Raw genomic sequence first — 13,529 nt, forward strand, 5'->3', positions numbered from 1 at the left:
CGCCCCCGTCGGCCGGGCACTGCATCGTTTCAGCCGAGGCGCTCTACCTCGGGCAGTTGCATGGCCTGGACCTCGCCCTGGAGAAAGTCGCTGAGGCGACGCAAACGTTCGCCTCCCGGCCGGGTCTTGGGCCACACCAGGTAATAGTTCAAGCCACTGGCGACGGCGGTCGGCCAGGGCAGGCTCAAGCGACCCTGAGCCACATCTTCGGCCACCATCAGCAGATCCCCCATGGACACGCCGTAACCCCGAGCCGCCGCAATCATCCCCAGTTCCAGGGTGTCGAACACCTGCCCGCCCTTGAGGGAAACCTGATCCGTGAGCCCCATCTGCTCCAGCCAACTGCGCCAGTCCCGCCGGTCCGGAGTCGGGTGCAACAACTCCGTGGCCGCCAGCCGCGCCACATCCCAGGGCGGGTCTTCGAGCAAGTTCGGAGCACCCACCGGGATCAGCAACTCCGGGAACAGGTAGCTGGCTTCCCAGTCCGGTGGAAAGTGTCCGTTGCTCAGCAGTACCGCGCAGTCGAAGGGCTCCTGGTTGAAGTCCACGGAGTCCACGTCCATCCAGGCACTGGTGAGCTGCACTTCGTTGCCCGGCTGCAGATGGCGGAAGCGGCTGAGGCGGGCCAGCAACCAGCGCATGGTCAGGGTCGACGGCGCCTTCATGCGCAGGATGTCGTCTTCGGCCCGCAGGGTATTGCAGGCCCGCTCCAGGGCACCGAAACCCTCGCGGATACCCGGCAGCAGCAAGCGCGCCGCTTCGGTCAGTTGCAGATTACGCCCGCTGCGCTGGAACAGCCGGCAGGCGAAGTGCTCCTCCAGGGTGCGGATATGCCGGCTGACAGCGCTCTGGGTAATGGACAGCTCCTCGGCCGCGCGGGTGAACGAGCTGTGCCGCGCCGCCGCTTCAAAGGCGCGCAGGGCATAAAGAGGAGGAAGACGACGGGACATGGACGCGCTCCAGCAGCGGAATGACGCAACGCTACCAGAAAGTTATTCGCATGAGTTTTTATCATGCCAGCAAGTATTTTTATCCCTTTGTGCTATGGCCCGGAAGCGCCGAGAATCAGCGCTCTCCCCGACTTTTCCCTGATCGAGCCTGATGACCATGCAGCATCCAGCACGTACCGAACTCTGGGCCATCCTGCGGCTGGCGGGGCCGCTGATCGCCTCCCAGCTGGCGCACATGCTGATGGTTCTCACCGACACCCTGATGATGGCCCGCCTCAGCCCGCAAGCCCTGGCCGGCGGTGGCCTGGGCGCCGCCAGCTATTCCTTTGTCTCGATTTTCTGCATCGGCGTGATTGCCGCGGTCGGCACCCTGGTGGCGATTCGTCAGGGCGCCGGAGACATCCAGGGCGCCGCCCGCCTGACCCAGGCCGGCCTGTGGCTGGCCTGGATCATGGCCCTGGTCGCCGGCCTGCTGCTGTGGAACCTCAAACCGCTGTTGCTGCTTTTTGGCCAGACTGAAAGCAACGTCCAGGCTGCCGGCCAGTTCTTGCTGATCCTGCCGTTCGCCCTGCCCGGCTACTTGAGCTTCATGGCCTTGCGCGGCTTCACCAGCGCCATCGGCCGGGCGACGCCGGTGATGGTCATCAGCCTGGCAGGGACTGTGGCCAACTTCCTGCTCAACTATGCATTGATCACCGGCATGTTCGGCCTGCCGAAACTCGGCCTGATGGGCATCGGCCTGGTGACCGCCATCGTCGCCAACTGCATGGCGCTGGCCCTGGCCTGGCACATCAAGCACCATCCGGCCTACGCCGCGTACCCATTGCGCCAGGGTCTGGCTCGGCTGAACACTCATTACCTGCGGGAACTGTGGCGCCTGGGCCTGCCCATCGGCGGCACCTATGCGGTGGAAGTCGGGTTGTTCGCCTTCGCCGCGCTGTGCATGGGCACCATGGGCAGCACTCAATTGGCGGCGCACCAGATCGCCCTGCAGATCGTGTCGGTGGCGTTCATGGTGCCGGCGGGCATCTCCTACGCCATCACCATGCGCATCGGCCAGCACTACGGCGCCGGACAATTGCTGGATGCACGGTTGGCCGGACGGGTCGGGATCGCCTTCGGCGCGGTGGCGATGCTGGGGTTCGCGATGATTTTCTGGCTGCTGCCCAACCAGTTGATCGGGCTGTTCCTCGACCACAACGACCCGGCCTTCGCCGAGGTGATTCAACTGGCGGTGAGCCTGTTGGCGGTGGCGGCCTGGTTCGAGCTGTTCGATGGCACCCAGACCATCGCCATGGGCGCGATCCGCGGTCTCAAGGATGCCAAGACCACCTTCCTGGTGGGCCTGGGCTGCTACTGGCTGATCGGTGCCCCTTCGGCATGGCTGATGGCCTTTACCCTGGGCTGGGGACCGACCGGTGTCTGGTGGGGACTGGCCCTGGGCCTGGCCTGCGCGGCCATCAGCCTGACTCTGGCGTTCGAGTGGCGGATGCGCCGCATGATCAAGCGCGAGCCCGAGGTTGCGGCGATGAACGTTCAAGCCAGCAGCGCGGATTGACGGGGAGCGGGTCCTCGCCGCCCAAGGCGGTGGATCAGCACCGGTATCCGTCGCTTAAAGCATCCCCTCCTGCAGCGACTGCTGGCTGCTGCCGAACGTCAGGTACTCCATCAGGTCCGCCAGGGGCAACGGCTTGCTGATCAGGTAGCCCTGGACCTGATCGCAGCCAAAGCCTCGTAGCAACGCCAGTTGCTCCGCGGTTTCCACACCTTCGGCCACCACATCCAGATTGAGGTTGTGGGCCAGGTTGATCATGGCGTGTACCAGTTTGCGGTTCTCTTCACGCTGCTCCATGCCCCCGACAAAGCTCTTGTCGACCTTGAGCAGGGTGATCGGCAGGCTGTTGAGGTGGACGAAGGAAGAGAAACCGGTACCGAAGTCGTCCAGGGAAAAACGCACTCCAAGGCGCCCCAGGGCATCCATGGTCTGCTTCACCAGATCGCTGCGGCGCATCACTGCGGTTTCCGTCAGCTCGAACTCCAGCCACTGGGCCTCAACCCCGCGCTCGGCGATCAGCCGGCTCAGGGTCGAGAGCAACTGGCTGTCCTGAAACTGGCGGAACGACAGGTTGACCGCCATATGTAGCGAAGGCAGCCCGCGCTCGCGCAGGGCCTGCATGTCTCGCAGAGCACGGGAAATCACCCAGTAGCCCAAGGGCACGATCAGCCCGCTCTGTTCCGCCAGGGGCACAAACTCGCTGGGAGGCAGCAAGCCGCGCTCGCCGTGGCGCCAACGCACCAGGGCTTCGAGGCCGACGATCTTGCCGTCATGCAGGTTCAGCCGGGGTTGGTAATGCAGCTCCAGCTCATCACGGCGCAAGGCTCGGCGCAGTTCGCTTTCCAGATCGGCGAGGCTGCGGGCGTTGCGGTTGATCCGCTCATTGAAGATATGAAAGGTGCAGCCTTGGGTGCTCTTGGCCTGCTGCATGGCGATATGTGCATGCCACATCAACGGGTCGGCGCCGGCATTGGCCCGGGCATGGGCAATCCCCAGGCTGCAGCCGATCAACAGGCTTTCGCCATCGACCCAATAGGGTTCGGCCATGGCTTCGGTGATGCGTTCGGCCATCCATTCGGCGCGCTGCGGCGCGCGGCGGGTGTCGATCAGCAAGGCAAACTCGTCGCTGCCCAGGCGAGCCAGTTGGTCACCAGCCTCCAGTTGGCTCTTGAGCCGCGACACCACCTGCAAGATCAGGCGGTCGCCAGCCTGGTGGCCGAGGGCGTCGTTGGCGTGGCGGAAGTTATCCAGGTCCAGGTGCCCCAGGGCCAGGCCGCGACCGTCGTTTTCCGCCAGCCGTGCGGCCAGCAGGGTCTGAAAGCCCTGGCGGTTGGCGATGCCGGTCAGGGGGTCCTGCTCGGCCAGGCGTTGCAGGGTGTTTTCCAGCACACCGCGCTCGCGTACATGACGCAGGCAGCGGCGCAGGGCATCGGTACTCAGGCAAGAACCCACCAGCCAGTCGCTGACACCTACCGGGGCTACTGAGGGCTCATGGTCCAGCAATAGAATGGTGGGCAAACTGCAACGCCCGGGACCGGGCTGCAGGCGTGGAATGGTCAGCAGGACCGCATTGCGATCGTCTTCGAACAAACGACTGACCGACTCCCAGGTGGGAGCACTGATCAATACCACCGAGTCTCCCAACGGAGCGACACACTCGCGCAACAACGCTGTCCACACCGGCTCTTCGGCCAGTAGCAGCAAACGCAAGGGTTCGACAGGCTTAGACAAGCTAGCTCCCTAGACTCTGCAAAATTAGTTGGCGGCGGGCATTATGGCGCGCAAATAAGCAATAACAATTGATATTGATTATCATACGCAATTTCTTGTACCGCTCTAACTCGAACATTAGACGCATATTCAGCGCGCATCCTGAGGGAAAGTATCAAAACCGGCAAATTTAGATAGCGTTGTGCGTCACAAGTCGGAGAGAGCAGCAGAATCTGTCCAGCCTGTTAAAATGCCCGCCCTTTTCGTAACCGATCCCTTTTTACCGTCATGTCCCGACTCAATCCCCGGCAGCAAGAAGCCGTGAACTATGTCGGCGGCCCTCTTTTGGTGCTCGCCGGCGCAGGCTCCGGCAAGACCAGCGTGATCACCCGCAAGATCGCGCACCTGATCCAGAACTGCGGCATCCGCGCCCAGTACATCGTCGCCATGACCTTTACCAACAAGGCCGCGCGAGAAATGAAGGAGCGGGTCGGCACCCTGCTGCGCGCCGGCGAAGGCCGTGGCCTGACCGTGTCGACCTTCCACAACCTGGGCCTGAACATCATCCGCAAGGAGCATGCGCGGCTGGGCTACAAGCCGGGCTTCTCGATCTTCGACGAAGCCGACGTCAAGGCCCTGATGACCGACATCATGCAGAAGGAGTATTCCGGGGACGACGGCGTCGACGAGATCAAGAACATGATCGGTTCGTGGAAGAACGACCTGATCCTGCCGGCCCAAGCCCTGGAAAATGCCCGCAACCCCAAGGAGCAGACCGCAGCCATCGTCTACACCCATTACCAACGCACGCTCAAGGCGTTCAACGCGGTGGACTTCGACGACCTGATCCTGCTGCCGGTGAAGCTGTTCGAAGAACACGCCGACATCCTGGAGAAATGGCAGAACAAGGTCCGCTACCTGCTGGTGGACGAATACCAGGACACCAACGCCAGCCAGTACCTGCTGGTGAAAATGCTCATCGGCAAACGCAACCAGTTCACCGTGGTGGGCGACGACGACCAGTCGATCTACGCCTGGCGTGGCGCGCGCCCGGAAAACCTGATGCTGCTCAAGGACGACTACCCGTCCCTGAAAGTGGTGATGCTGGAGCAGAACTATCGCTCCACCAGCCGTATCCTGCGCTGCGCCAACGTGCTGATCTCCAACAACCCCCACGAGTTCGAAAAGCAGTTGTGGAGCGAGATGGGCCACGGCGACGAGATCCGCGTGATCCGCTGCCGCAACGAAGACGCCGAGGCCGAACGGGTGGCCATGGAGATCCTCAGCCTGCACCTGCGCACCGACCGGCCCTACAGCGACTTCGCCATTCTTTACCGGGGCAACTACCAGGCCAAGCTGATCGAACTGAAGCTGCAGCACCATCAGGTGCCCTATCGCCTGTCCGGTGGGAACAGCTTCTTCGGACGCCAGGAAGTCAAGGATCTGATGGCCTACTTCCGCCTGATCGTGAACCCGGACGACGACAACGCCTTCCTCCGGGTGATCAACGTGCCGCGCCGGGAAATCGGCTCCACGACCCTGGAAAAACTCGGCAACTACGCCACCGAGCGCAAGATCTCGATGTACGCCGCCACCGATGAAATCGGCCTGGGCGAGCACCTGGACAGCCGTTTCACCGACCGCCTGGCGCGCTTCAAGCGCTTCATGGATCGGGTCCGCGAACAATGCGCCGGCGAAGACCCGATCTCCGCCCTGCGCAGCATGGTCATGGACATCGACTACGAGAACTGGCTGCGCACCAACAGTTCCAGCGACAAGGCCGCGGACTACCGGATGGGCAACGTCTGGTTCCTGATCGAGGCCTTGAAGAACACCCTGGAAAAAGACGAAGACGGCGAAATGACCGTCGAGGACGCCATCGGCAAGCTGGTCCTGCGGGACATGCTGGAACGCCAGCAGGAAGAGGAAGACGGCGCCGAAGGTGTACAAATGATGACCTTGCATGCCTCCAAGGGGCTGGAGTTTCCCTACGTGTTCATCATGGGCATGGAAGAGGAAATCCTCCCGCACCGCTCCAGTATCGAAGCCGATACCATCGAGGAAGAACGACGCCTGGCCTATGTGGGCATTACCCGTGCTCGCCAGACCCTGGCCTTCACTTTCGCGGCCAAGCGCAAGCAATACGGTGAAATCATCGACTGCGCACCGAGCCGCTTCCTCGATGAATTGCCCCCGGACGACCTGGCCTGGGAAGGCAATGACGACACGCCGACCGAAGTCAAAGCCGTTCGCGGCAATAGCGCTTTGGCGGATATACGCGCGATGTTAAAGCGCTAAAATCGACTATTTTTAACTGACCTTTGGCGCAACAGGCGCTATTTGAGGAAGCTCCGTGGAAGCACTGCACAAGAAAATTCGCGAAGAAGGCATCGTGCTTTCCGATCAAGTACTGAAAGTCGACGCCTTTCTGAACCATCAGATCGACCCGCAGTTGATGAAGCTGATCGGCGATGAATTCGCCACGCTGTTCAAGGACTCGGGGATCACCAAGATCGTCACCATCGAAGCCTCGGGGATTGCCCCGGCCATCATGACCGGCCTGAACCTGGGCGTGCCGGTGATCTTCGCCCGCAAGCACCAGTCCCTGACCCTGACCGAGAACCTGCTGTCGGCCACCGTGTACTCCTTCACCAAACAGGTGGAAAGCACCGTCGCCATCTCCCCACGACACCTGACCAGCAGCGATCGTGTGCTGATCATCGATGACTTCCTGGCCAACGGTAAGGCGTCCCAGGCACTGATCTCGATCATCAAGCAGGCCGGCGCCACCGTGGCCGGCCTGGGCATCGTGATCGAGAAGTCCTTCCAGGGCGGCCGTGCCGAACTGGACTCCCAGGGCTACCGCGTGGAATCCCTGGCCCGGGTCAAATCCCTGGCCGGCGGCGTGGTCACCTTCATCGAGTAACCTTGCCCGCCAGGCCTGCGCAGCAACTGACTGGTGCAGGAGCTGGCTTGCCAGCGAAGACGCCCTTGAGAGCAGCACAAGGCTTGATGGCCCATTCGCCGGCAAGCCGGCACCTACGACAAGGTGGGTGCCGTGGCCTGCAGCCCGGCCAGCAGGAACCGCTGATACAGCTCCTCGCGCAGCCCATCGGGCTGCTCCAGCCCCATGCGTTCAAGGTGCGCCGCAAATGCCTCAGGCTCCGGCGCATCGAGTGCCGCCTTGCCCAGCTCAAGGATCTCGCTGAGCTTGAACTTGCTCTTGAGCCAGTTCAGCGCCCGCAGCAGGTCACGCTCTTCATCGCTGAAATCACTGCCCAACGGATACTCCGGAAACAGGTGGCTATGACGCGCCTGGATATTCTGCAAACGCTGTGGGCTGTTGTCGGTAAAACGCGGGTTCAGACGAAAATCCTTCGGCAGTTTTCCGGCCTTCTGTGCCTGCTCCATCAACCCCGGCTGAAAGCGTGAGTCGCTGATGTTGAGCAGCGCCTCGATCACTTGCGCATCCGTTTTACCTCGCAGATCGGCAATGCCGTACTCGGTGATCACGATGTCCCGCAGATGACGCGGGATGGTGCAATGGCCGTACTCCCAGACGATGTTGGAGCTGACTTCGCCAGCGGATTCGCGCCAACTACGCAGGATCAGCACTGATCGGGCATCTGCCAAAGCATGTCCCTGGGCAACGAAGTTGTACTGCCCGCCCACACCGCTGAGCACCTTGCCGCCCTGCAACTGATCGGACACCGCCGCGCCCATCAGGGTCATGGTGAACGCGCTGTTGATGAATCGCGCATCCCGGCGCTGCAGGCGCTTGAGTTCTTCATGGCCATACAGCTCGTTGATGTAGCTGATGGCGGTCATGTTGAACTGCGCCAGCTTGCTCTTGGGCAATTCTCGCAGCCGCTGATAGAAACTGCGTGGCCCGAGGAAGAAGCCGCCGTGAATCGAGACCCCGCCAGCCGTGGCCGCATCCAGGGTGCCGGCGTTGGCTTGCTGTTGCAGCTCCAAAGTTGGGTAGACCTTGCGCCGCACGATGCCGGCATCCGCCAGGGCCAGCAGGCCGTTGACGAACATTTCACTGCAACCATAGAGCCCCTGGACAAAGGGCTCGACGCCGCCTTCGCGGTCGATCAGCGCCTGCCAGTGGTCAACCTGCAGATCCGCCAGCAGGGCACGATAACCGTCGTTGTCGGCCTGCCGCGCCAGCAAGGCTGCGGTCAGTGCATCCCCCATGGAGCCAATGCCGATCTGCAAGGTGCCGCCGTCGCGCACCAGGGTGCTGGCATGCAAGCCGATGCAATGATCCTGAATCCCCACCGGCATGTTCGGCGTGGAAAACAGGGTGCTGCGCTCTTCTTCGTCGATCAGCAGATCGAGGTCCGCAGCGTCGATCTCGGAGTCCCCGGGCATATAAGGCAGGTCACTGTGGACCTGGCCGAGAATCAGGATGGTCTCCCCCGCCGCACGACGCTTGGCAATCATCGGCAGCATGTCGAGGGTGATATCCGGGTTGCAGCTCAGGCTCAGGCGGCCGGGGTGTTGCGGATCGCGGGCCAGCAGTTGCGCCACCAGGTTGAGGCCGGCGGCGTTGATGTCCCGGGCGGCATGGCTGTAGTTGCTGCTGACGTAGTCCTGCTGCGCTGCGGCGCTGTGCAAAAGGCTGCCGGGCTGCATGAAGAACTGCTCGACGCGGATGTTCGCCGGCAGGCTGTCGCGGTGCAGGTCGGCAAGGAAATCCAGTTCCGGATAGTCGCCGAACACCCGCTCCACGAAGGGTTCGAGAAAGCGCTTCTGCAAACCGTCGCCCAGGGACGGACGGCCCAGGCTCAGGGCGGTATAGATCGTCAGTTGGCGTTCGGGCAATTGGGCAATGCGACGATACAGAGCGTTGGCAAAACGGTTGGGTTTGCCCAGGCCCAGGGGCATGCCCATGTGAATGTGTTGCGGCAAACGGGCGAGCACTTCATCTACCGCACGCTCGATAGAACAGGATTGCAGCATCTGACCCTCCGGGGACCATCCATGAATTGAGGTTGGACCGAGCTTGCCGGGAGTTTGCTGCCTTGAACAGTGCACTGGCTGAATTACGCCCACAAAAAAGCCGCTCGTAAGCGGCTTTTTCGCTGAAAATGGCGGCTTATTTCAGGCCGGACATCTTCTGGATAGCAGCTTTGAGATCGTCATCGGTGCAATCGGCGCAGGTGCCTTTAGGCGGCATGGCGTTGATACCGGTGATGGCCTTGGCCAGGATGCCGTCGAGGCCGCCCTGGTGATCGGCACGCTCTTTCCAGGCTGCGGTGTCACCGATTTTCGGCGCACCCAACAGGCCGGTGCCGTGGCAAGCATTGCAATGCTTGGCAATCACGTCATCCGGGGATTTCGCCCCACCGCCACCACCTGCAGAAGCAGCGACTTCCATACCCTTGCATTCCTGCCCCTGAACGCAGACCTGGCCAACAGGCTCAAGACGCTTGGCAATGTCATCATTAGTCGCAGCTTGAGCGCTGACTGCCCAAAGGGCCAATACGGTTGCTGGTGCGGCCAGCATTTTCATAATTAGGTTCACGCGTACACCCTCAATGGTGGCTAGTCACGCCTGCGGCCACGGTTTCGCAGGCGGGCGAAAGTATAACGGTTAGCCCGCCACACTGAAACAACCCCAAAGTCGAAGGGGTCTTAATCGCGGCGAAATGTCGCTGGGGGCCTCTCTGCAAACCTTGCAGGATGCCTCTTGGTCTAGAAATTCGCCGGAGTGGCTGCGCTGATTAGTCGCGCCGGAGCATCGAACGGATTACGGAAACGGTGCGGCTTCGTACTCTCAAAGTAGTAGCTGTCGCCGGCCTCCAGGACAAATGTTTCCAGCCCTACCACCAGTTCCAGGCGACCTTCGAGAAGAATGCCGGTTTCCTCGCCGTCGTGGGTGAGCATCTCTTCCCCGGTATCGGCGCCGGGCGGGTAGATTTCGTTGAGAAACGCAATAGCACGACTCGGATGCGCCCGGCCCACCAGCTTCATGGTGACTGCGCCATCGGAGATATCGATCAGTTCGTGGGCCTTGTAGACAATCTGAGAAGGCGTTTCCTGGAGGATTTCCTCGGAAAAGAACTCGACCATGGACATGGGAATGCCGCCCAGCACCTTTCGCAGTGAGCTGATCGAGGGGCTGACACTGTTCTTTTCGATCATTGAAATGGTGCTATTGGTGACGCCCGCACGCTTGGCGAGTTCACGCTGGGAAAGACCTTTCAGTTTACGGATGGATTGTAGTCGTTCACCGACGTCCAATGCGGCAGCCTCCTAGGCGGGAATCAGGCGTTGTTGTAATTGAGCGTTATCATGGCGACAGCGTTCAGTATTTACAACACTTGGCCCCGATTCCCCCGAGGGCAGGCGACTTTCGGTACAACCCGCGCAATCTCAGTCTTCGCAGTACACCAGCGGCACCCGACGCAGGTTGCAGAACAGCTGATAAGGGATGGTATTGGCGGCCAGGGCAACCTCGCTGGCGAGGATGTTCTTGCCCCACAATTCCACCCGGGAACCCAGCCCGGCCTGTGGCACATCCGTCAGGTCGACACACAGCATGTCCATGGACACCCGGCCTAGCAGGCGGCTGCGCTGGCCGTCCACCAGCACCGGAGTGCCGGTCGGCGCGTGGCGCGGATAGCCATCGGCATAACCCATGGCGACCACGCCGATGCGCATCGGCTTGTCGGTGATGAACTTGGCGCCATAGCCCACCGGCTCGCCGGCGGGCAGCTCACGCACACAGATCACCTTGGATTCCAGGGTCATGACCGGCTGCAGTCGCTCAGCCACGGAGTTGTTTTCTTCGAACGGCGTAGAGCCATAAAGCATGATGCCGGGACGCACCCAGTCACTGGGCACGCTCGGCCAGCCCATGACCGCCGGCGAGTTACGCAAGCTGATTTCAGCCCCCAGCCCCTGACGAGCCGCCTCGAATACCGCGACCTGTTCACTGCTGCGCGAGCAGTCCAGCTCGTCAGCACGGGCGAAGTGGCTCATCAGCACGATCTTCTCGACCTTGCCGCTGGCCTGCAGCCGTTGATAGGCCGTCTGGTAATCCTTGGGATGCAGGCCAACCCGGTGCATGCCCGAATCCAGCTTGAGCCAGACCGTCAGCGGCTTGGCCACCGGTGTCTGCTCGATGGCCTCGAGCTGCCACAGCGAATGCACCACACACCAGAAATCATGCTCGACGATCAGCGCCAACTCGGAGGCTTCAAAGAAACCTTCCAGCAGCAGGATCGGCGCACCAATACCGGCGGCGCGCAGTTCCAGGGCCTCTTCGATGCAGGCCACGGCAAAGCCGTCGGCCTCGGCCTCCAGCGCCTGGGCGCAACGCACGGCGCCATGACCGTAGGCATCAGCCTTGATCACCGCAAGGGCGCGAACACCCGAGACTTCACGGGCCAGTTGGTAGTTGTGACGCAGGGCTTGGAGATCGATCAGGGCACGGGCAGGGCGCATGGCGGCAGACTTCTAGGCGGTCATGGGAATAAAAAACCGGTGCTGGATGACGGCTGACCGCCACCGGCACCGGGAGAGGGATCTTGTCGCTTAAGGCAGAGCAGCCACCACGGAAAGCTCGATGAGGATTTCCGGCTCGCAGAGCTTGGCCTCCACAGTGGCCCGGGCCGGGGCCACGCCTTTTGGCAGCCACTGGTCCCATACACTGTTCATGCCTGCGAAGTGGGCATCGATGTCCTTGAGGTAGATGGTCACCGACAGCAGCTTGCTCTTGTCGGTGCCCGCCAGGTCCAGCAGACGCTCGATGTTGGCCAGGGTTTCCCGGGTTTGCTGTTCGATCCCGGCACTCATGTCATCGCCGACCTGCCCGGACAGATACACCGTACCGCTGTGAACGACGATCTGACTCATGCGCTCATTGGTGAGCTGGCGCTGGATTGACATGTTTAGCTGACTCCTGAGGGTTGCCATAACGGGAAATATCGAGGCCTTCGGCACTGATCTGCGGCTTTTTCTTGGCCATCAGGTCCGCCAGCAAACGACCGGAACCACAGGCCATGGTCCAACCGAGGGTGCCATGACCGGTGTTCAAGAACAGATTACGGAACGGCGTGGCACCGACGATTGGCGTGCCATCCGGGGTGGTAGGACGCAGCCCGGTCCAGAAACTGGCCTGGGACAGATCGCCGCCCTGAGGATAGAGATCGTTGACTATCATCTCCAGCGTTTCACGCCGGCGCGGGTTCAGCGACAGGTCAAAACCGGCGATTTCGGCCATGCCACCGACCCGGATACGGTTGTCGAAACGAGTGATCGCGACCTTGTAGGTCTCGTCGAGGATGGTCGAAGTCGGTGCCATCGCCGGGTTGGTGATCGGCACGGTCAAGGAGTAGCCCTTGAGCGGGTACACCGGAGCCTTGATGCCGAGCGGCTTGAGCAATTGCGGCGAGTAGCTGCCCAGGGCCAGCACGTAGCGGTCGGCGGTTTCCAGTTTGCCGTCGATCCACACGCCATTGATCCGGTCGCCGGCGAAGTCGAGGCGCTGGATGTCCTGGCCAAAACGGAACTCCACCCCCAGCTTGATGGCCATTTCAGCCAGGCGCGTGGTGAAGATCTGGCAGTCGCCGGTCTGGTCATTCGGCAGGCGCAGGGCACCGGCAAGGATGTCGGTGACGCTGGCCAGAGCCGGCTCGACCCGGGCGATGCCCTCGCGATCCAACAGCTCGAACGGTACGCCGGATTCCTTGAGCACGGCGATGTCTTTCGCCGCGCCGTCCAGTTGCGCCTGGGTGCGGAACAGCTGGGTGGTGCCCAGGCTGCGACCTTCGTAGGCGATGCCGGTTTCCGCACGCAATTCGTCGAGGCAGTCACGGCTGTATTCGGACAGACGCACCATGCGCTCTTTGTTCACCGCATAACGGCTGGCAGTGCAGTTGCGCAGCATCTGCGCCATCCACAGGTATTGGTCGATATCGGCGGTGGCCTTGATTGCCAGCGGTGCGTGGCGCTGCAGCAGCCATTTGATGGCCTTGAGCGGCACGCCCGGAGCAGCCCAGGGCGAGGCATAGCCAGGGGAAACCTGGCCGGCGTTGGCGAAACTGGTTTCCATGGCTGCAGCCGGCTGGCGGTCCACCACGGTCACATCAAACCCGGCTCGAGCCAGGTAATAGGCACTGGTGGTTCCGATAACGCCACTGCCCAAGACCAGAACGCGCATTTTCATATCCCTCATCGCGGCTTGACCGCTGACGTTTGTTATTCAGAGCAAAGATGGGCGCAGTGTAAGAAACATTGAGCAGTGATTTTCACTATATAACCGCCTATATTTGGCGAGAATTCTCGGCAATATCGCTTTT

The 13,529-nt window shown here is 61.7% G+C and carries 11 protein-coding genes; 3 read left to right on the forward strand and 8 right to left on the reverse strand.

What is annotated here, in order from left to right:
* Window positions 1-29 precede the first annotated feature (29 nt).
* On the reverse strand, window positions 30-950 hold the full coding sequence (locus PFZ56_RS04650; protein ID WP_102862242.1) for a LysR substrate-binding domain-containing protein: 921 nt from the start codon (window positions 948-950) through the stop codon (window positions 30-32).
* Between the two features lie 157 nt (window positions 951-1,107).
* Here PFZ56_RS04650 and PFZ56_RS04655 point away from each other — a divergent pair, with 157 nt between their 5' ends.
* A complete protein-coding gene (locus PFZ56_RS04655) occupies window positions 1,108-2,508 on the forward strand; it encodes a NorM family multidrug efflux MATE transporter (RefSeq protein ID WP_170002927.1) in 1,401 nt (466 codons plus the stop codon).
* 54 nt (window positions 2,509-2,562) lie between these two features.
* Here PFZ56_RS04655 and PFZ56_RS04660 read toward each other — a convergent pair whose 3' ends face one another.
* Entirely contained in the window at window positions 2,563-4,236 is a 1,674-nt protein-coding gene (locus tag PFZ56_RS04660; RefSeq protein WP_102862244.1) for a bifunctional diguanylate cyclase/phosphodiesterase, read from the reverse strand.
* Window positions 4,237-4,503: 267 nt separating this feature from the next.
* On the opposite strand from PFZ56_RS04660, the gene rep reads away from it, so the two are divergent.
* Together rep and PFZ56_RS04670 are read left to right on the forward strand one after the other, a co-directional pair.
* Window positions 4,504-6,513: a DNA helicase Rep gene (rep, locus tag PFZ56_RS04665; protein WP_102862245.1), complete on the forward strand. Its 2,010-nt coding sequence runs from the start codon at window positions 4,504-4,506 to the stop codon at window positions 6,511-6,513.
* A gap of 55 nt (window positions 6,514-6,568) precedes the next feature.
* Window positions 6,569-7,141, forward strand: a complete 573-nt coding sequence (locus tag PFZ56_RS04670; RefSeq protein WP_011064203.1) for a xanthine phosphoribosyltransferase — start codon at window positions 6,569-6,571, stop codon at window positions 7,139-7,141.
* A 113-nt stretch (window positions 7,142-7,254) separates the two neighbouring features.
* On the opposite strand, the gene PFZ56_RS04675 is transcribed toward PFZ56_RS04670, so the two are convergent.
* The 6 genes from PFZ56_RS04675 to dadA all read right to left on the reverse strand — a co-directional run bounded on the left by PFZ56_RS04675 (window position 7,255) and on the right by dadA (window position 13,390).
* Window positions 7,255-9,183: an acetyl-CoA hydrolase/transferase family protein gene (locus tag PFZ56_RS04675; RefSeq protein ID WP_170002925.1), complete on the reverse strand. Its 1,929-nt coding sequence runs from the start codon at window positions 9,181-9,183 to the stop codon at window positions 7,255-7,257.
* Window positions 9,184-9,319: 136 nt separating this feature from the next.
* Window positions 9,320-9,736, reverse strand: coding sequence for a cytochrome c5 family protein (locus PFZ56_RS04680; RefSeq protein WP_102881278.1), 417 nt, complete (start codon window positions 9,734-9,736; stop codon window positions 9,320-9,322).
* A gap of 182 nt (window positions 9,737-9,918) precedes the next feature.
* A complete protein-coding gene (locus PFZ56_RS04685) occupies window positions 9,919-10,467 on the reverse strand; it encodes a cupin domain-containing protein (protein WP_102862248.1) in 549 nt (182 codons plus the stop codon).
* Between the two features lie 132 nt (window positions 10,468-10,599).
* Window positions 10,600-11,673, reverse strand: a complete 1,074-nt coding sequence (alr, locus tag PFZ56_RS04690) for an alanine racemase (RefSeq protein ID WP_170002923.1) — start codon at window positions 11,671-11,673, stop codon at window positions 10,600-10,602.
* Window positions 11,674-11,763: 90 nt separating this feature from the next.
* Window positions 11,764-12,117 carry a RidA family protein gene (locus PFZ56_RS04695; RefSeq protein ID WP_102862250.1) on the reverse strand — a complete coding sequence of 118 codons (354 nt, stop codon included), beginning with the start codon at window positions 12,115-12,117 and terminating at the stop codon, window positions 11,764-11,766.
* On the reverse strand, window positions 12,089-13,390 hold the full coding sequence (gene dadA / locus PFZ56_RS04700) for a D-amino acid dehydrogenase (RefSeq protein WP_102862530.1): 1,302 nt from the start codon (window positions 13,388-13,390) through the stop codon (window positions 12,089-12,091). Before dadA ends, PFZ56_RS04695 begins: the two co-directional genes overlap by 29 nt.
* Window positions 13,391-13,529 lie beyond the last annotated feature (139 nt).

Origin of the sequence: Pseudomonas danubii, assembly GCF_042980055.1 — a bacterium.
Lineage (GTDB): Bacteria > Pseudomonadota > Gammaproteobacteria > Pseudomonadales > Pseudomonadaceae > Aquipseudomonas > Aquipseudomonas danubii.